This is a genomic window from Pseudomonas sp. LTR0 (genome assembly GCF_036630035.1).
Taxonomy (GTDB): Bacteria; Pseudomonadota; Gammaproteobacteria; order Pseudomonadales; family Pseudomonadaceae; genus Aquipseudomonas; species Aquipseudomonas putida_Y.
This window is the reverse complement of the sequence record NZ_CP123734.1, coordinates 3,897,635-3,915,562: the sequence shown is the minus strand read 5'-3', so window position 1 is coordinate 3,915,562 and position 17,928 is coordinate 3,897,635. Positions and strand designations below refer to the sequence as shown.

The 17,928-nt window shown below is 63.9% G+C and carries 15 protein-coding genes; 13 read left to right on the top strand and 2 right to left on the bottom strand.

Annotated elements, in window-relative coordinates:
* Positions 1 to 123: 123 nt before the first annotated feature.
* From QCL51_RS18000 to murB, 8 genes are all read left to right on the top strand, one after another.
* On the top strand, positions 124 to 2,337 hold the full coding sequence (locus QCL51_RS18000; RefSeq protein WP_021784804.1) for a DNA internalization-related competence protein ComEC/Rec2: 2,214 nt from the start codon (positions 124 to 126) through the stop codon (positions 2,335 to 2,337).
* A gap of 2,122 nt (positions 2,338 to 4,459) precedes the next feature.
* Positions 4,460 to 5,095 (top strand): MotA/TolQ/ExbB proton channel family protein, encoded by a 636-nt coding sequence (locus QCL51_RS17995; RefSeq protein ID WP_031322710.1) that lies wholly within the window; start codon positions 4,460 to 4,462, stop codon positions 5,093 to 5,095.
* Complete coding sequence (locus QCL51_RS17990; protein WP_021784971.1) at positions 5,092 to 5,526, top strand: biopolymer transporter ExbD; 435 nt, start codon at positions 5,092 to 5,094, stop codon at positions 5,524 to 5,526. The genes QCL51_RS17995 and QCL51_RS17990 overlap by 4 nt, the downstream gene beginning before the upstream one ends.
* Positions 5,526 to 6,527 carry a tetraacyldisaccharide 4'-kinase gene (gene lpxK, locus QCL51_RS17985; RefSeq protein WP_021784972.1) on the top strand — a complete coding sequence of 334 codons (1,002 nt, stop codon included), beginning with the start codon at positions 5,526 to 5,528 and terminating at the stop codon, positions 6,525 to 6,527. The genes QCL51_RS17990 and lpxK overlap by 1 nt, the downstream gene beginning before the upstream one ends.
* Positions 6,528 to 6,571: 44 nt before the next feature.
* Positions 6,572 to 6,757 (top strand): Trm112 family protein, encoded by a 186-nt coding sequence (locus tag QCL51_RS17980; protein WP_003247142.1) that lies wholly within the window; start codon positions 6,572 to 6,574, stop codon positions 6,755 to 6,757.
* Complete coding sequence (gene kdsB / locus QCL51_RS17975; protein ID WP_021784973.1) at positions 6,754 to 7,518, top strand: 3-deoxy-manno-octulosonate cytidylyltransferase; 765 nt, start codon at positions 6,754 to 6,756, stop codon at positions 7,516 to 7,518. The genes QCL51_RS17980 and kdsB overlap by 4 nt, the downstream gene beginning before the upstream one ends.
* On the top strand, positions 7,518 to 7,982 hold the full coding sequence (locus QCL51_RS17970; protein WP_019752229.1) for a low molecular weight protein-tyrosine-phosphatase: 465 nt from the start codon (positions 7,518 to 7,520) through the stop codon (positions 7,980 to 7,982). The genes kdsB and QCL51_RS17970 overlap by 1 nt, the downstream gene beginning before the upstream one ends.
* Complete coding sequence (murB, locus tag QCL51_RS17965; RefSeq protein WP_021784974.1) at positions 7,979 to 8,998, top strand: UDP-N-acetylmuramate dehydrogenase; 1,020 nt, start codon at positions 7,979 to 7,981, stop codon at positions 8,996 to 8,998. The genes QCL51_RS17970 and murB overlap by 4 nt, the downstream gene beginning before the upstream one ends.
* 117 nt (positions 8,999 to 9,115) lie before the next feature.
* Here the strand turns inward: murB and rne are convergent, their stop codons facing one another.
* Positions 9,116 to 12,388, bottom strand: coding sequence for a ribonuclease E (rne, locus tag QCL51_RS17960; protein ID WP_338443903.1), 3,273 nt, complete (start codon positions 12,386 to 12,388; stop codon positions 9,116 to 9,118).
* 797 nt (positions 12,389 to 13,185) lie between these two features.
* Here rne and rluC point away from each other — a divergent pair.
* Genes rluC through QCL51_RS17945 form a run of 3 tightly spaced genes read left to right on the top strand, consistent with a single transcriptional unit; the run spans position 13,186 to position 15,816 of the window.
* Positions 13,186 to 14,142: a 23S rRNA pseudouridine(955/2504/2580) synthase RluC gene (gene rluC / locus QCL51_RS17955; RefSeq protein ID WP_031322712.1), complete on the top strand. Its 957-nt coding sequence runs from the start codon at positions 13,186 to 13,188 to the stop codon at positions 14,140 to 14,142.
* A 3-nt stretch (positions 14,143 to 14,145) separates the two neighbouring features.
* Complete coding sequence (locus tag QCL51_RS17950) at positions 14,146 to 14,820, top strand: HAD family hydrolase (protein ID WP_021784977.1); 675 nt, start codon at positions 14,146 to 14,148, stop codon at positions 14,818 to 14,820.
* A gap of 6 nt (positions 14,821 to 14,826) precedes the next feature.
* Positions 14,827 to 15,816 (top strand): S49 family peptidase, encoded by a 990-nt coding sequence (locus tag QCL51_RS17945; protein ID WP_021784978.1) that lies wholly within the window; start codon positions 14,827 to 14,829, stop codon positions 15,814 to 15,816.
* 711 nt (positions 15,817 to 16,527) lie between these two features.
* Here QCL51_RS17945 and QCL51_RS17940 read toward each other — a convergent pair.
* Positions 16,528 to 17,106 (bottom strand): nucleoside triphosphate pyrophosphatase, encoded by a 579-nt coding sequence (locus QCL51_RS17940; protein ID WP_021784979.1) that lies wholly within the window; start codon positions 17,104 to 17,106, stop codon positions 16,528 to 16,530.
* Positions 17,107 to 17,202: 96 nt separating this feature from the next.
* On the opposite strand from QCL51_RS17940, the gene QCL51_RS17935 reads away from it, so the two are divergent.
* Both QCL51_RS17935 and rpmF read left to right on the top strand, forming a co-directional pair.
* Complete coding sequence (locus QCL51_RS17935) at positions 17,203 to 17,730, top strand: YceD family protein (protein WP_010952934.1); 528 nt, start codon at positions 17,203 to 17,205, stop codon at positions 17,728 to 17,730.
* 13 nt (positions 17,731 to 17,743) lie between these two features.
* On the top strand, positions 17,744 to 17,926 hold the full coding sequence (gene rpmF / locus QCL51_RS17930; protein ID WP_003247154.1) for a 50S ribosomal protein L32: 183 nt from the start codon (positions 17,744 to 17,746) through the stop codon (positions 17,924 to 17,926).
* The last annotated feature ends 2 nt before the right edge of the window (positions 17,927 to 17,928 follow it).

Below are 17,928 nucleotides of genomic sequence, written 5' to 3'. Positions count from 1 at the left end.
ACCCTGGCAGTATGCCCTTAATCCTGCTCCGCCTCGTTTAGAGTTTGTGACAATTGTTGAGCAAGCGATGCCGGCAATTGAGCTATGCCTCAGGAGGTGACTCGCCTTCTGGAGCTCTACCTCATGCGCACAGGGATGTTTGCGCTCGCGCTCGGGCTGTTGTGCCTGGGCTTTCTGCCCGCATTGCCATCGGTCGGATGGTTGATAACCCTGGCGGCCTGCGCTGTCGGCAGCCTGTTTACCCGCGTCTGGCCGTTGGGTTGGTTTCTGCTGGGCCTGTGTTGGGCGTGCGGGTCTGCTCAGCAGGCCCTTGATGATCGTCTGGCTGCCGGCCTGGAGGGGCGCACCTTGTGGCTGGAGGGGCGGGTGGCGGGTTTGCCGGCCCGCACTGCACAAGGCGTGCGTTTCGAGCTGGAAGCGCCACGCTCGCGGCGGGCCGAACTGCCTCAGCGTTTGCAACTGAGCTGGTTCGATGGGCCGCCGCTGCGGGCGGGCGAGCAGTGGCGGCTGGCGGTGACCTTGCAGCGCCCGGCCGGGCTGCTGAACCCGCACGGGCCTGACCGGGAAGCGCAGTTGCTGGCGCGACGGGTGGGGGCTACGGGTACGGTCAAGGCCGGGCAGTTGCTGGCGCCAGTCGCCGGTGGTTGGCGCGATGCGCTGCGTCAACGCTTGCTGATGGTCGAAGCCAATGGCCGGCAGGCCGCGCTGGTGGCACTGGTGCTTGGCGATGGTGCGGGCCTGGCCCGGGAGGACTGGCAGACGTTGCAGGCCACCGGCACGGTGCACCTGCTGGTGATTTCCGGCCAGCACATCGGCCTGGTCGCCGGTTTGCTCTATGGCCTGGTCGCCGGGCTGGCGCGTTGGGGGCTATGGCCGGCAAGGCTACCGTGGTTACCCTGGGCCTGTGGCCTGGCCATGGCCGCAGCGCTGGCCTACGGCTGGCTGGCGGGTGGTGGGGTGCCAGTGCAGCGGGCCTGTCTGATGCTGGCCGTGGTGCTGCTCTGGCGTCTGCGCTTTCGCCACCTTGGCGCTTTTTTTCCGTTGCTGCTTGCACTGGTCGCTGTGCTGGTCTTCGAGCCACTGGCGGCGTTGCTGCCTGGGTTCTGGCTGTCGTTCGCCGCCGTGGCCACGCTCATCTACTGCTTCAGTGCCCGGTTGGGGGGTTGGCGGCCCTGGCAGGCCTGGACGCGTGCGCAATGGGTGATCGCCATTGGTTTGCTGCCGGTGTTGCTGGCCACGGGGTTGCCGGTGAGCCTGAGTGCGCCGCTGGCCAATCTTGTCGCGGTGCCATGGGTCAGCCTGGCGGTGTTGCCGTTGGCGTTGCTGGGTACAGTGCTGCTGCCGCTGGGTGGGGTAGGGGACGCGCTGCTGTGGATGGCGGGTGGCCTGCTGGAATGGCTGTTCCGGTTGCTGGCGTTGGTGGCGCAGCAGCATCCGGCGTGGGTGCCCCCGGTGCTGCCAGGGTGGGCCTGGCTACTGGTGGTGCTGGGTGCGCTGCTGGTGCTGCTGCCCCGTGGCGTGCCTTTGCGTGGGTTGGGTGGGGTCATGTTGCTGGCACTGTGGGTGCCCAGGGAGCCAGTGCCGTTCGGCCAGGTCGAGGTCTGGCAATTGGATGTCGGTCAGGGGCTGGCGGTGCTGCTGCAGACTAGGCATCACACCCTGCTCTACGATGCCGGTCCGGCCCGGGGAGAGAGCGACCTGGGGGAGCGGGTGGTGCTGCCGACTCTGCGCAAGCTGGGGGTGGGTAGCCTCGACCTGATGGTGATCAGTCATGCACATGCTGACCATGCTGGCGGTGCTGCGGCAATACAACGTGGTCTGCCGGTCAGGCGGGCAATTGGTGGGGAAGCGCTGGATGACGTGCAATTGCAGCCTTGCGTCAGTGGCGAGCAATGGGACTGGGATGGCGTGCGTTTTTCGCTGTGGCGCTGGGCGGACGGGCAGAGCAGCAATGACCGTTCTTGTGTGTTGTTGATAGAGGCGCAGGGCGAGCGTCTGCTGCTGGCGGGGGATATGGAAGCTGCGGCCGAACGGGCCTGGTTGGCAGAGACTGAAGCGCCGCGTATCGACTGGCTGCAGGCGCCGCATCATGGCAGCCGCAGCTCGTCCACCGAGGCGTTCATTCGGGCAACCGCAGCGCGGGGGGTATTGATTTCGCGAGGGCGCAACAACAGCTTCGGGCACCCGCATGTGCAGGTGATGGAGCGTTATCAGCGGCATGGGTTGGCGGTGCATGACACGGCGGTGGAGGGCGCGTTGCGGTTGGTGTTGGGGCGGCAGGGAGAAGTTGAGTTCGTTCGGGGGCAGCGGCGGTTTTGGCGGGCTCAACTGGATTAGGGGGTTAGGTGTTAGGTGTACGTCGTTACAGGTTTAGCGGCCATGAGATCGAGCGCCGCCCGCGCGGCGCATCGCGAGCTGCGCTCGCTCCTACGTTTGTTTCGGGCCAGTAACGCCTGCGGCAGACGCGCGCGACCGTTTTGTTTGTACGACGCAATATCGCGCCAAGCGCCAAGGCGTTCGCGCGCAAATCCCACAGGAATGATTGGCCCGAAACAAACGTAGGAGCGAGCGCAGCTCGCGATGCGCCGCGCGGGCGGCGCTCGGTCTCCCAGGCGACGCACCTCTACCGCCATACCCTCAAGGCCACACCGCCTGGCATGACGTTGCGCAATGGCCGGGTGTGTTTGCCGTGGGTTTTAGGGGTGGCAGAAATCGAGCGCCGCCCGCGCGGCGCATCGCGAGCTTTGCTCGCTCCTACGTTTGTTTCTGGCCAGTGACGCCTGTGGCAGGCGCGCGCGACCGCCTTGTTTGTACGGCGCGATATCGAGCCATGCGCCAAGGCGTACGCGCGCAAATCCCACAGGAATGATTGGCCCGAAACAAACGTAGGAGCGAGCGCAGCTCGCGATGCGCCGCGCGGGCGGCGCTCGGTCTCCCAGGCGACGCACCTCTACCGCCATACCCTCAAGGCCACACCGCCTGGCATGACGTTGCGCAATGGCCGGGTGTGTTTGCCGTCGGTTTTAGGGGGTGGCAGAAATCGAGCGCCGCCCGCGCGGCGCATCGCGAGCTGCGCTCGCTCCTACGTTTGTTTCGGGCCAGTAACGCCTGCGGCAGACGCGCGCGACCGTTTTGTTTGTTCGGCGCAATATCGCGCCAAGCGCCAAGGCGTTCGCGCGCAAATCCCACAGGAATGATTGGCCCGAAACAAACGTAGGAGCGAGCGCAGCTCGCGATGCGCCGCGCGGGCGGCGCTCGGTCTCCCAGGCGACGCACCTCTACCGCCATACCCTCAAGGCCACACCGCCTGGCATGACGTTGCGCAATGGCCGGGTGTGTTTGCCGTCGGTTTTAGGGGGTGGCAGAAATCGAGCGCCGCCCGCGCGGCGCATCGCGAGCTTTGCTCGCTCCTACGTTTGTTTCGGGCCAGTGACGCCTGTGGCAGGCGCGCGCGACCGCCTTGTTTGTACGGCGCGATATCGAGCCATGCGCCAAGGCGTTCGCGCGCAAATCCCACAGGAATGATTGGCCCGAAACAAACGTAGGAGCGAGCGCAGCTCGCGATGCGCCGCGCGGGCGGCGCTCGGTCTCCCAGGCGACGCCCCTCTACCGCCATACCCTCAAGGCCACACCGCCTGGCATGACGTTGCGCAATGGCCGGGTGTGTTTGCCGTCGGTTTTAGGGGGTGGCAGAAATCGAGCGCCGCCCGCGCGGCGCATCGCGAGCTGCGCTCGCTCCTACGTTTGTTTCGGGCCAGTAACGCCTGCGGCAGACGCGCGCGACCGTTTTGTTTGTACGACGCAATATCGCGCCAAGCGCCAAGGCGTTCGCGCGCAAATCCCACAGGAATGATTGGCCCGAAACAAACGTAGGAGCGAGCGCAGCTCGCGATGCGCCGCGCGGGCGGCGCTCGGTCTCCCAGGCGACGCACCTCTACCGCCATACCCTCAAGGCCACACCGCCTGGCATGACGTTGCGCAATGGCCGGGTGTGTTTGCCGTCGGTTTTAGGGGGTGGCAGAAATCGAGCGCCGCCCGCGCGGCGCATCGCGAGCTGCGCTCGCTCCTACGTTTGTTTCTGGCCAGTGACGCCTGTGACAGGCGCGCGCGACCGCCTTGTTTGTACGACGCAATATCGTGCCAAGCGCCAAGGCGTTCGCGCGCAAATCCCACAGGAATGATTGGCCCGAAACAAACGTAGGAGCGAGCGCAGCTCGCGATGCGCCGCGCGGGCGGCGCTCGGTCTCCCAGGCGACGCACCTCTACTGCCATACAGGCGGCGCTCGATCTCCCAGGCGACGCACCTCTACCGCCATACAGGCGGCGCTCGATCTCACGGCCGCTGAACCTGTAACGGCAAGCACCCGTCAGCCCCACCCCCAATTCCCTGACCTCCGGCAGATGAGCCCCCGGCGCGCCTATGATAGAGTGGCGGCCTTTTTCCGAAGGGGCGTTTATTGTGTGGGAATTGGTCAAGTCCGGTGGTTGGATGATGCTGCCGATCATTCTAAGCTCCATCGCTGCCATGGCTATCGTCGTCGAACGGCTGTGGACCTTGCGCGCCAGTCGCGTCACCCCGCCGCACCTGCTGGGCCAGGTGTGGATTTGGATCAAGGACAAGCAACTGACCAGTGACAAGCTCAAGGCCCTGCGTGCCGATTCGCCACTGGGGGAAATCCTCGCGGCGGGCCTGGCCAATTCGCGTCACGGTCGGGAAATCATGAAAGAGTGCATCGAGGAGGCCGCCTCGCGCGTCATCCACGAACTGGAACGCTACATCAGTACCCTCGGCACCATCGCCGCCATGGCGCCTCTGCTGGGCCTGCTGGGCACCGTGCTGGGTATGATCGACATTTTCAGCGCCTTCATGGGCTCGCAGATGACCGCCAACGCCGCCGTACTGGCCAGTGGTATCTCCAAGGCCCTGGTCACCACTGCGGCTGGCCTGATGGTCGGTATCCCGGCGGTGTTCTTCCACCGCTTCCTGCTGCGTCGCATTGATGAACTGGTGATCGGCATGGAGCAGGAGGCGATCAAGCTGGTGGAAGTGATCCAGGGCGACCGTGAAGTGGAAGTGGCCGGAGGCAAGGGGTGAAGTTCCGGCGCAATCGCCAGCGGGAGAACGTCGACATCAACCTGGCGTCGCTGATCGACGTGGTGTTCGTCCTGCTGCTGTTCTTCGTGGTCACCACCACTTTCACGCGCGAGACCCAACTGCGCGTCGAGCTGCCCGAGGCCACCAGCGCCGAGCGGGCGCCGGCTGACCAGGGCAAGCTGGTGGAAATCACCATCAGCGCCGAAGGCGTGTACTCGGTGAACAACCACCTGCTACCCAAAAGCGACCTGGCCACCCTGAGCGAGGCCATAGAGCGCGAGTCGGGCGGCGACAACACGCTGCCGCTGGCCATCAGCGCCGACGGCAAGACCCCGCACCAGGCGGTGGTCACCGCAATGGATGCTGCCGGCAAGCTCGGTTTCAGCCAGTTGCGCATGACCACCGTCGAGGCGGCCCAGGGCACGCCTTGATGGCTTTCACCGACCGCTTGCTCGCCGCCTGGTACGCCGGGCATCCGTCGCTGGCGCTGCTGCGACCGCTGGAGGCCTTGTATCGCCGCGTGGTCACGCGCAAGCGCGCGCGTTTTCTAAGGGGTGACAGTGCCAGCTACCGGGCACCGGTACCGGTCATTGTGGTGGGCAATATCACCGTCGGTGGCACCGGCAAGACGCCAATGATCCTCTGGCTGATCGAGCACTGTCGCCAGCAAGGGCTGAAGGTGGGCGTGGTCAGCCGTGGCTATGGTGCCAAGCCTCCACGGCTGCCGTGGCGGGTGCAGGCCGATCAGCCGGCCGGTCAGGCGGGCGACGAGCCGCTGCTGATCGTGCAACGCACCGGCGTGCCACTGATGATCGACCCCGATCGTGCCCAGGCCGTGCAGGCATTGCTGGCCAGCGAACCCCTCGACTTGATCCTGTGCGACGACGGTATGCAGCATTACCGCCTGGCCCGTGACCTGGAACTGGTGCTGATCGACGCTGCCCGCGGCCTGGGCAATGGCCGCTGCCTGCCGGCGGGGCCGTTGCGTGAGCCGGCCGAGCGCTTGCGTGAGGCTGACGCGGTGCTGTTCAACGGCGCCAGCGAAGACCGCACCGATGGTTTCGGTTTCCGCCTGCAGCCGTCCGCCCTGGTCAACCTGCGCAGTGGCGAGCGCCGTCCGCTCGACTATTTCCCCGCCGGCCAGCGCTTGCATGCGGTAGCCGGTATCGGCAACCCGCAACGTTTCTTCAACACCCTGCTGGGGCTAAACTGGCAGCCGGTGCCGCATCCCTTTGCCGACCATGCGCAGTTCAGTGCCCGGAGCCTGGCTTTCAGCCCGCCACTGCCGCTGGTCATGACCGAGAAGGATGCGGTGAAATGCCGGGCCTTTGCCGCGGACGACTGGTGGTACCTGGCCGTCGAAGCGCAGCCTACGCCGGCTTTCAGCGCCTGGTTCGACAACCAGCTGCAACGCTTGTTGCGCCAACCCTGAGCCCGTTTTCAATTTCCGGCCACCTGGCCTAAAGGAAGCCTCCAATGGACACCAAACTGCTCGATATCCTCGCCTGCCCGATTACCAAGGGCCCGCTCAAGCTGAGCGCCGACAAGACCGAGCTGATCAGCAAAGGCGCTGGCCTGGCCTACCCGATTCGCGACGGTATCCCGGTCATGCTGGAAAGCGAGGCGCGCACCCTGACCGACGACGAGCGCCTTGACAAATGAGCCTGGATTTTACGGTAGTGATTCCCGCCCGGCTGCGCTCCACGCGCCTGCCAGGCAAACCGCTGCTGCTGATTGCTGGCAAGCCGATGGTGCAGCATGTGTGGGAGCAAGCCCGCAAGAGCGGTGCCAGCCGTGTAGTCATCGCCACCGACGACACCAGCATCCTCGAAGCCTGCCAGGCCTTCGGCGCCGAAGTGCTGATGACCCGTGCCGATCATGAGTCCGGCACCGACCGGCTGGCCGAAGTGGCTGCCCACCTTGGCTTGCCGGCTGATGCCATCGTGGTCAACGTGCAGGGTGATGAGCCGCTGATCCCGCCGGTGATCATCGACCAGGTGGCGGCCAACCTGGCTGCACATCCGGAAGCCGGCATCGCCACCCTGGCCGAGCCTATCCATGAGCCGGAAACCGTGTTCAACCCTAACGCGGTCAAGGTGGTGAGTGACAAGAACGGCCTGGCTCTGACGTTCAGCCGGGCGCCGCTGCCCTGGGCCCGCGATACCTTTGCCAAGGGCCGCGACGTGCTGCCGCATGGTGTGCCATATCGCCGCCATATTGGCATGTATGCCTACCGTGTCGGCTTCCTGCAGCACTTCGTCAGCTGGGGCCCATGCTGGCTTGAGCAGGCCGAAGCGCTGGAGCAGCTGCGTGCCCTGTGGCACGGCGTGCGCATTCACATCGAGGACGCCATCGAGGCGCCTGCCGTGGGTGTAGATACCCCTGAGGATCTGGAGCGCGTACGGCGCTTGCTGGAGGCCTGATGCGCGTCCTGTTTGTTTGCCTGGGCAACATCTGCCGCTCGCCCACTGCCGAAGGCGTGCTTCGCCATCAGTTGCACGCCGCGGGGCTCGCCGACAAGGTGCAGGTAGCTTCTGCGGGTACCGGTGACTGGCATGTCGGCAAAGCGCCAGACAGCCGCACCTGCAAGGCGGCTCTGGCACGCGGTTACGATTTGTCTCAACAACGCGCCCAGCAGGTCAAGGCATCGCACTTCGCCGAGTACGACCTGGTGTTGGCCATGGATGAGCACAACCTGCGCGATCTGCGCGCCCTGCGTCCGTCCACGGCGGTGGGCGAACTCGACCTGTTCTTGCGCCGTTACGGAGCAGCACTGGATGAGGTGCCAGACCCGTACTACGGTGGCGCCGACGGCTTCGAGCAGGTGCTGGATCTGGTGGAAGCGGCTTGCCAGTCGCTGGTGCTGGAAATCAAGGGGCGTCTATGACAGTGCAGTGGCAGGAGCAGGTATCGCTCAAGCCTTACAATACCTTCGGCATTGACGTGAAGGCGCGCTATTTCAGCCAGGTGCAGGACGACCAGCAGGTGCGTCAGGCACTGAGCCAGGCACACCAGAAGGGCCTGCCGGTATTTGTGATCGGTGGTGGCAGCAACCTGCTGCTGACCCGCGATATCGATGCTTTGGTGCTGCACATGGCCAGCCGCGGTCGGCGTGTGCTCAGTGACGATGGCGAGCGTATCGTGGTCGAGGCCGAGGCCGGTGAGCCATGGCACGCGTTTGTGCAGTGGACGCTGGCGCAGGGCTATTGCGGGCTGGAGAACCTCAGCCTGATCCCTGGCACCGTGGGTGCCGCGCCGATGCAGAACGTGGGCGCTTACGGGGTGGAAATCAAGGACGTATTCAACGGGCTGACAGCCCTGGATCGTGAGACTGGCGAGCTGCATGACTTCAGTTTGGCGGAATGTGCTTTCGGCTATCGCGACAGCCTTTTCAAGCGCAACCCCGGCCGCTGGTTGATCTTGCGTGTGCGCTTTGCCTTGACCCGCACCCTGCACGCTCAACTGGACTACGGTCCGGTGCGCCAACGCCTGTCTGAGCAGGGTGAGAGCGAGCTGACCGCGCAAGCGATCAGTGATGCAATCTGCAGCATTCGCCGCGAGAAGCTGCCAGACCCGGCAGAGCTTGGCAATGCCGGGAGCTTCTTCAAGAACCCGGTGGTGACGGCTGATCTGGTCGAGCGTATTCGTGCGCAGTATCCGGGGGTTGTGGCATATCCCCAGGCTGATGGTCAGGTGAAGCTGGCGGCGGGCTGGTTGATCGAGCAGGCGGGCTGGAAGGGCCATCGTGAGGGTGATGCTGGCGTGCATCGCTTGCAGTCGCTGGTGCTGGTCAACTATGGGCAGGCGAGCGGGGCGCAGATGCATGCGCTGGCGCGGCAGATCCAGGCGGATATCCTCGAGCGGTTTGGGGTTGAGCTGGAGATGGAGCCTAATCTTTACTGATTGGCTGCCTGTGAACCTCCCGTAGGAGCGGGTTTACCCGCGAAGAGGCCGGGACAGCAAGCCAAAAAAAGCCCCGCCAGTGCGAACTGGCGGGGCTTTTTCATTCAGCTTTGGCTATCAGCCGTGATGAGGTTTGTGCTCATCGGCGGATTCCAAGGCTGGTTCCTGGGAGGCTGCAGCAGCTTCCTGTGCGGCTTTGGCAGCAGCCTCGGCCTCACGCTTGCGGCGACGCACTTCACGTGGGTCGTTCGGTGCGCGGCCGTTGGCCAGCATGACAGTGGCAGGTTCGGCCGCTGCAGGTGCAGGTTCGGCCGCCACTTCTGGCTGGGCTTCGACAACCGGGGCAGGCTGCACGGCAACCGGGGTGACTTCGACCATGGCCGGGGCCTGTTCGCTCTCGCCGCCTTCCACCGCTGGGGCTTCTACTGGGGTTTGAGTGGCCACGGGTTCTGCAACCACGGCCGGCTCAACAGCAGGAGTATTTTCAGCAACAGGCTGCGGGGCAGTTTCGACCACAGGCTCGGCAGTTGCCTCGGCTACGGTCACTGGCTCGGTGACCGGCTGCTCTACCGCTGGGGCCACGGCTGCTTCTTCAGCTTTGGCGACTGCTTCGACGGGCTCAGCCGGCTGGGCGGCTTCGCTGCTGTCGGTTTCTGCAACAGCAGCGACTTCGGCGGTGGCACGTTCTGCCTGCTGGTTGGCCTGGGCTTCTGCGTCGGAGCTGATGTTGCTGCTGGCAACAGCGGCAGTCACGGCAAGGCCGGCGGCCAGTTCGGCACTCAGCTCGGTGGCCTGGTGCTGTTGTGGCTGCTCTTCGCTGCCTTCTTCTTCACTGCCGTCGATCAGCTCGCCATTGGCGTTGCGCTGACGCTCACGACGGTTGCTGCGACGACGCTGGCCACGGGAGCGGCGGCGCGGGCGCTCGCCATCGGTGCCTTCCTGCTCGTCTTGCAGCAGCTCTTCGCTTGGCAGTTGCTCTTCGGCCAGTTCGGCAGCCTGTTCGGTTGCTTCTTCGGCAGCGCGTGGTTGGCGCTCTTCGCGTGGTGGGCGCGGGGCACGTTCTTCGCGAGGGGCGCGCTCTTCACGTGGAGCACGTTCTTCACGAGGTGCGCGTTCTTCACGTGGAGCACGTTCTTCACGAGGTGCGCGCTCTTCGCGTGGAGCACGTTCTTCACGAGGGGCGCGCTCTTCGCGTGGAGCACGTTCTTCACGAGGGGCGCGCTCTTCGCGTGGAGCACGTTCTTCGCGAGGGGCACGCTCTTCACGAGGTGCGCGCTCTTCGCGTGGAGCACGCTCTTCACGCGGCTGGCGCTCTTCACGTTCGGCTGGCGGGGTAGCGTCCAGCGGCTCGCGCAGTTCGCGAACGCGCTCTTCGCCGCGGTTGCTACGGCGGTCTTCGCGTGGCTGGCGTGGAGCACGTTCTTCACGCGGTGCACGTTCTTCGCGTGGGGCGCGCTCCTCACGCGGTGCACGCTCTTCACGTGGGGCGCGTTCCTCGCGCGGTGCACGCTCGGCACGCTCTTCACGCGGCTTGCGTTCTTCGTCGCGGCGGCCGTTGCGGTTGCGGCTTTGCTGGCGGCCGTTGCGGCGCTCTTCGTTGCGCGGGCTGCGTTCGGCAGCCGGTTTTTCGGCGGCGGGAACCACTGGCGCGGCGGCAGGCTCGTCCTTGCCGGCGAACAGGCTGACCAGCGACTTCACCAGGCCCTTGAACAGGCTTGGCTCCGGAGCGCTCGGGGCAGGGGCGACCGGGGCGGCAGGCTGGGACTCTTCAGCGGTGGCCGGTACCGGTGCGTTGGCGCGGGCCGGGGCCGTCTTCACTGCGGCTTCCTGGCGTACCAGGGTGCGAGTGGCGGTCGGCTGCGGCGCTTCTTCGGCTTCGGCGGCGGCGATTTCGTAGCTGGACTGGTTGTTCAGCACTTCAGGGTTGTCGTCGCGCAGGCGCTGGACTTCGAAGTGCGGGGTCTCCAGGTGGTCGTTCGGCAGGATGATGATGCGCGCACGGGTGCGCAGCTCTATCTTGGTGATCGAATTGCGCTTTTCGTTCAGCAGGAAGGCGGCCACCGGGATCGGCACTTGGGCACGTACTTCGGCGGTGCGGTCCTTCAGGGCTTCTTCTTCGATCAGGCGCAGGATGGCCAGCGACAGCGACTCGACATCACGGATGATGCCGGTGCCGGAGCAGCGTGGGCAGACGATGCCGCTGCTTTCGCCCAGCGATGGGCGCAGACGCTGGCGGGACATTTCCAGCAGGCCGAAGCGTGAGATGCGGCCTACCTGCACGCGGGCGCGGTCGGCTTCCAGGCATTCGCGAACGCGCTCTTCAACGGCGCGCTGGTTCTTCGCCGGGGTCATGTCGATGAAGTCGATGACGATCAGGCCGCCGATGTCACGCAGGCGCAGCTGGCGGGCGATTTCCTCGGCCGCTTCCAGGTTGGTCTGCAGGGCGGTTTCTTCGATGTCGCTGCCTTTGGTGGCGCGCGCCGAGTTGATGTCGATGGACACCAGGGCTTCGGTCGGGTCGATCACGATCGAGCCACCGGACGGCAGGTCAACCACGCGCTGGAAGGCCGTCTCGATCTGGCTTTCGATCTGGAAGCGGTTGAACAGCGGCACGCTGTCTTCGTACAGCTTGACCTTGCTGGCGTACTGCGGCATCACCTGGCGGATGAAGGTCAGCGCTTCTTCCTGGGCTTCGATGCTGTCGATCAGCACTTCGCCGATGTCCTGGCGCAGGTAGTCGCGAATGGCGCGGATGATGACGTTGCTTTCCTGATAGATCAGGAATGGCGCGGCGCGGTCTAGCGACGCTTCCTTGATGGCGGTCCACAGTTGCAGCAGGTAGTCCAGGTCCCACTGCATTTCTTCGCTGCTGCGGCCAAGGCCGGCAGTGCGCACGATCAGGCCCATGTCGCCCGGCACGGTCAGGCCGTTCAGCGCTTCGCGCAGTTCGTTGCGCTCTTCGCCTTCGATGCGGCGGGAGATGCCACCGGCACGTGGGTTGTTGGGCATCAGCACCAGGTAGCGGCCGGCCAGGCTGATGAAGGTAGTGAGGGCGGCGCCTTTGTTGCCGCGCTCTTCCTTCTCGACCTGGACAATGACTTCCTGGCCTTCGCTGAGCACTTCCTTGATGTTGACCCGGCCTTCTGGGGCCTTCTTGAAGTACTCGCGGGAGATTTCTTTCAGCGGCAGGAAGCCGTGACGTTCGGAACCGAAGTCGACGAAGGCGGCTTCGAGGCTGGGTTCGATGCGGGTGATCTTGCCTTTGTAGATGTTGGCCTTTTTCTGCTCGCGCGCGCCGGACTCGATGTCCAGATCGTAGAGACGTTGGCCGTCCACCAGGGCTACACGCAACTCTTCGGGTTGAGTCGCGTTAATCAGCATTCTTTTCATGTTGTACCGTCGGTTTCCGGGCTGCCGGAAACGGCGTTCGGCACACACGACGTCTCATGGTCGGTGCCAAGGTGCGCAAAGGGTGGCCGGGCCACCCCCGTGTCGAGCGACGTTCGGCACCAGCCGGTTGCCCAGCCTGCCGTTGTCGCGACGACGCGTCCTGTTTGCTGCGGTGCCAACAAGGCCCCGGTGGCTTCGAATAGGTATCCGAATCAACCAAGCGGGCCTTGTGCACTCAGTCAGGAGGAGGAATCAACCGTCAGCCGTGGACGCCCGGTGGGCATCTGTTCAGGACCTTATCCGCTCACCAGCCGTCAGTGGGCTGGTGGCCGGACGCGGTGCTACACGGTCCGAGGGCTGTGCATCTCCACCCTGCACGTATCCCTGATAATTCGGGTGCTGCCGCGCGCTGAATCCGCAACGGGTTGCATTTTTCGCCAGCGCTGGTTCTGCGCTGGCGCCATTCATGTCCAAGGCAGGTATTTCCGAAGCATTCGCCGGGCGTTGCGTGGAAGCGACTCGCGGGCAGAGGTGCAGCGAAAAGAATCGGGTAAGCAGGTGAAACACCGCACTTGTCGTTTTTTTTCGGTCTTCTCTACACGGCGCTGGTGGCGATTCCAGGCATTTCGGTAAACTGGCGAAAACCCCGTAGGACGGCCTCGCGTCCTGGAGAATTGCGAAGGTCAGGGACCGGCAAAGAGCCTGGTGCCGCTGGCCTGCCGCTTTTGGCGGCGTTCGCGACTATAGCAGCAATGATTAAGTGCTTCAATTCCATAAAAAATTGTTATGATCCCGCAATGACGACCAATACCCCTCCGACTTCCGGCGTTCAGCTGATCGAAGTCGCGCCGGAGCTTGCCGGCCAACGCATCGATAATTTCCTCATCACGGCCCTCAAGGGCGTGCCCAAGACACTGGTCTACCGCATCCTGCGCAAGGGTGAGGTGAGGGTCAACAAGGGCCGCGTCAAGCCGGAGTACAAAATCCAGGCCGGCGACATCGTACGGGTGCCGCCCGTTCGCCTGCCGGAGCGAGACGAGCCGGCACCGGTGGCCCAAGGCCTGCTGCAGCGCCTGGAAGCCGCCATTGTCTACGAAGACAAGGCGCTTATCGTGATGAACAAGCCGGCCGGCATCGCCGTGCATGGCGGCAGTGGCCTGAGCTTCGGGGTGATCGAGGCGCTGCGCCAGTTGCGCCCCGACGCCAAGGAGCTGGAGCTGGTGCACCGCCTGGATCGCGACACGTCTGGCCTGTTGATGATTGCCAAGAAGCGCAGCATGCTGCGCCACCTGCATGCCGCCCTGCGCGGCGATGGTGTCGACAAGCGCTACATGGCGCTGGTGCGCGGCCACTGGCCAACCTCGAAAAAGCAGGTCAACGCGCCGTTGCTCAAGAGCAACCTGCGTTCTGGCGAGCGCATGGTCGAAGTGAACGAGGAAGGCAAGGAGGCGCTCACCCTGTTTCGCGTGCTGCGCCGCTTTGGTGACTTTGCCACCATTGTCGAGGCGCGCCCGATCACCGGTCGTACCCATCAGATCCGCGTGCATACCCTGCATGCCGGGCACATGATCGCTGGCGACAGCAAATACGGCGACGAAGATTTCAGTCGCGAAATTCGTGAGCTGGGTGGCAAGCGCCTGTTCCTGCATGCCTATGCGTTGACCGTGCCGCTACCAGACGGTGGCGAGTTGAAGCTTGAGGCGCCTGTGGATGAGGTTTGGGCGAAAACCATTGAACGGCTGAGTGCGTCCTGATCCATGAAAAAGGGCTATGAGCTACTGATCTTCGACTGGGATGGCACTCTGGCCGATTCCATTGGGCGTATCGTCCAGGCCATGAATGTTGCCGCCGAGCGTGCCGGCGAGGCGCAGAGCAGCGACGCTGCGGTCAAGGGTATCATCGGTCTGGCCTTGGACGAGGCGATCCATACCTTGTACCCGCACCTGTCGCCCGCAGGGGTTGCCAGCTTCCGCCAGCACTATGCCGATGTCTACGTTGCGCTGGATCAGCAGCCTTCGCCGCTGTTCGATGGCGTGGTCGAGTCGCTGGATGCCTTTCGTGCCGAGGGTTACCGCCTGGCGGTGGCCACCGGTAAGGCCCGTCGCGGGCTGGATCGGGTGCTCAAGGCCAATGGTTGGGAGCAGTTCTTCGATATCACCCGCGCCGCTGACGAGACCCGGGGCAAGCCGCACCCGCTGATGCTTGAGGAAATCCTCGGCCATTGTGGTGTCGAACCGGCGCGTGCGCTGATGGTCGGAGATTCGGCATTCGACCTGCAAATGGCCAGCAATGCCGGCATGCATTCGGTGGCGGTTGGCTATGGTGCCATGTCGCTGCAGGCGCTGGCCGAGTTTGGTCCGCAGGTATGCATCGATCACTTTTCCCAGTTGCGCGAGTGGCTGGGTGGTTCCGCAATTCCACTTCCAAGGTAGGTAAGCATGGCAGACGAATGGAAAGCCCCCGAGGCCGAGCGCGAGGAGCGCGAAGAGCGCAACAGCTGGAAGCTGCTGGAAAAGACCTTGCTGGCCAGCGTGCAGGAGCAGCGACGGTCACGGCGCTGGGGGATCTTCTTCAAACTGCTGACCTTCGTCTACTTGTTCGGCATTCTGGCGTTGTTCTCGCCGCTGATGGACATGGACAAGGCTGCTTCGCGCAGTGCCAGCCATACCGCGCTGGTCGAGGTGCGCGGGGTGATTGCCGATCAGGAGGCTGCCAGCGCCGACAACATCGTCAAGAGCTTGCGAGAGGCGTTCAGGGACGACAAGACCAAGGCTGTGGTGATGCGCATCAACAGCCCGGGTGGCAGCCCGGTGCAAGCGGGTTACGTGTATGACGAAATCCGTCGCCTGCGTGCTGAGTATCCCGCCATCAAGCTGTATGCGGTCATCACTGATCTTGGTGCTTCCGGTGCCTATTACATCGCCAGTGCGGCGGACGAGATCTATGCCGACAAGGCCAGCCTGGTGGGTTCCATTGGCGTGACGGCGGCCGGTTATGGCTTTGTCGGCACCATGGAGAAGCTGGGGGTCGAGCGGCGTGCCTACACTTCGGGTGAGCACAAGGCGTTCCTTGATCCTTTTTCGCCGGAAAAACCAGAAGAGACCCGGTTCTGGCAGGGTGTGCTGGATACCACGCACCAGCAGTTCATCGCCATGGTCAAGCAGGGGCGGGGTGAGCGCCTGAAGGATAAGGAGCACCCGGAGTTGTTCAGTGGCCTGATCTGGTCGGGTGAGCAGGCCAAGGCGTTGGGGCTTGTGGATGGCCTGGGCAGTGCCAGCTATGTGGCGCGTGAGATCGTGGGTGAGAAAGAGTTGGTGGACTTCACCGTTCAGGAGTCGCCGTTCGATCGCTTCTCCAAGCGCGTGGGGGCCAGCGTGGCTGAGCACCTGGCGATGTGGATGGGGTTCCAGGGGCCGCAGTTGCGCTGAGGGCTCGTCGCGCGGTGTTTGTCGCGCGATTCGCGGGGTTTGTGAGGTCGAGCGCCGCCCGCGCGGCGCATCGCGAGCTGCGCTCGCTCCTGCGTTTGTTTCAGGCCAATCATTCCTGTGCCATTTGCACGCGAACGCCTTGGCGCATGACGCAATATCACCTCGCGCAAACAAGGCGGTCGCGCGCGCCTGTAACAGGCGTTACTGGCCCGAAACAAACGTAGGAGCGAGCGTAGCTCGCGATGCGCCGCGCGGGCGGCGCTCGACCTCGCTGACAACAAAAAAACTCAAGCCAGGCTAAGGTATCTCCACCCCTTCCATTCCTGTGTCATTTGCGCGCGAACGCCTTGGCGCATGACGCAATATCGCGTCGCACAAACAAGGCGGTCGCGCGCGCCTGTAACAGGCGTTACTGGCCTGAAACAAACGTAGGAGCGAGCGCAGCTCGCGATGCGCCGCGCGGGCGGCGCTCGATCGCGCTGACAACAAAAAACTCAAGCCAGGCTAAGGTATCTCCACCCCTTCCATTCCTGTGCCATTTGCACGCGAACGCCTTGGCGCATGACGCAATATCGCGTCGCACAAACAAGGCGGTCGCGCGCGCCTTTAACAGGCGTTACTGGCCTGAAACAAACGTAGGGGCGAGCGTAGCTCGCGATGCGCCGCGCGGGCGGCGCTCGACCTCGCTGACAACAAAAAACTCAAGCCAGGCTAAGGTATCTCCACCCCTTCCTTCATCAGCATATCCACCAGCCGAATCAACGGCAGCCCGATCAGGCTGGTCGCATCGCACCCGTGCGTGCCCTGGAACAAGCTAACCCCCAGCCCCTCCGCCTTGAAGCTGCCAGCGCAATCCAGCGGTTGTTCCGCTGCCACATAACGCTCGACCCGCTCCCTGCTCAACTCGCGCAGCGTCACCGTAAACGGCACGCAATCCACCTGGCAGTGCCCGGTTGAGCTGTTGAGCAGCGCCAGCCCGGTCAGAAAGCTCACCTGTTGCCCGCTGCACTCCAGCAGTTGCTCGCAGGCGCGCTCGAACGTGTGCGGCTTGCCCAGCACCTGCTCACCCAATACTGCAACCTGGTCCGAGCCGATAATCAGGTGCCCAGGGTAGCTGCCTGCCAGTGCCTCGGCCTTTTGCCTGGCCAGCCGGCGTACCAGCTCCACGGGCGGCTCGCCATCCAGGCGTTGCTCGTCTATATCAGGGCTTGCCCAGGTGAAGGGCAGGTGCAGGCGTGCGAGCAGTTCGCGGCGATAGGCAGAGCTGGAAGCCAGTAACAAAGGAAGCATGGTAGACTCCGGGTTCGGTTGAACCAATTCTATCACGCACGATGCCGCCTAATTTCCTTTGACAGGGGCGGGGGGCATCCCTAGAATGCTGCGCCTATGTTGAATGACCCGATTCCACCTCACGTTGACCCGCGCAAATTAGCCGATCGTGGCGTAACCCTTAACGGTTCGCTGCAACTCGCTGATTTGGAAAGACTCTGCGACCCGCTTTCCGACAATGTCGGTACGGTGCAGGCGAAGTTCGATTTTGAACGAGATGAGCAGCACGTGGTGGTTATCCACAGCGAGCTGGACGTCGAAGTCAAGATGGTTTGCCAGCGTTGTCTTGAGCTGGTCACCCTGCCGATCCACAGCGAATGTACTTACGCAGTGGTGAAGGAGGGTGCGAATACCCAGTCGTTGCCGAAAGGCTATGACGTGCTGGAACTGGGCGAAGATCCTTTGGATCTGCAGGCATTGGTCGAGGAGGAGCTTTTGCTCGCCTTGCCAATCGTGCCTGCTCATCATCCGGAAGAATGCCAGCAGCCGGCGGGCGCAGACGAGCCCGAATCGAGCAAGGACGAGGTATCGCGGTCCAACCCGTTCAGTGTTTTGGCGCAGTTAAAGCGTGACCCAAACGTTTAGGAGTTAATCAATTATGGCTGTTCAGCAGAACAAAAAATCCCGCTCTGCCCGTGACATGCGCCGTTCGCACGACGCCCTGTCGGAAAACGCGCTGTCGGTAGAGAAAACCACCGGTGAAGTTCACCTGCGTCACCACGTTTCGCCAGAAGGCGTATACCGTGGTCGCAAAGTGGTCGACAAGGGCGCTGACGAGTAATC

What these genes read in the sequence shown, in the direction of transcription:
- QCL51_RS17945 (WP_021784978.1), top strand. Translation starts at nt 14,827, where the DNA reads ATGGCAGACGAATGGAAAGCCCCCGAGGCCGAGCGCGAGGAGCGCGAA.
- QCL51_RS17950 (WP_021784977.1), top strand. Translation starts at nt 14,146, where the DNA reads ATGAAAAAGGGCTATGAGCTACTGATCTTCGACTGGGATGGCACTCTG.
- QCL51_RS17980 (WP_003247142.1), top strand. Translation starts at nt 6,572, where the DNA reads ATGGACACCAAACTGCTCGATATCCTCGCCTGCCCGATTACCAAGGGC.
- murB (WP_021784974.1), top strand. Translation starts at nt 7,979, where the DNA reads ATGACAGTGCAGTGGCAGGAGCAGGTATCGCTCAAGCCTTACAATACC.
- rne (WP_338443903.1), bottom strand. Translation starts at nt 12,388, where the DNA reads ATGAAAAGAATGCTGATTAACGCGACTCAACCCGAAGAGTTGCGTGTA.
- rluC (WP_031322712.1), top strand. Translation starts at nt 13,186, where the DNA reads ATGACGACCAATACCCCTCCGACTTCCGGCGTTCAGCTGATCGAAGTC.
- QCL51_RS18000 (WP_021784804.1), top strand. Translation starts at nt 124, where the DNA reads ATGCGCACAGGGATGTTTGCGCTCGCGCTCGGGCTGTTGTGCCTGGGC.
- QCL51_RS17970 (WP_019752229.1), top strand. Translation starts at nt 7,518, where the DNA reads ATGCGCGTCCTGTTTGTTTGCCTGGGCAACATCTGCCGCTCGCCCACT.
- QCL51_RS17940 (WP_021784979.1), bottom strand. Translation starts at nt 17,106, where the DNA reads ATGCTTCCTTTGTTACTGGCTTCCAGCTCTGCCTATCGCCGCGAACTG.
- rpmF (WP_003247154.1), top strand. Translation starts at nt 17,744, where the DNA reads ATGGCTGTTCAGCAGAACAAAAAATCCCGCTCTGCCCGTGACATGCGC.
- QCL51_RS17935 (WP_010952934.1), top strand. Translation starts at nt 17,203, where the DNA reads ATGTTGAATGACCCGATTCCACCTCACGTTGACCCGCGCAAATTAGCC.
- lpxK (WP_021784972.1), top strand. Translation starts at nt 5,526, where the DNA reads ATGGCTTTCACCGACCGCTTGCTCGCCGCCTGGTACGCCGGGCATCCG.
- kdsB (WP_021784973.1), top strand. Translation starts at nt 6,754, where the DNA reads ATGAGCCTGGATTTTACGGTAGTGATTCCCGCCCGGCTGCGCTCCACG.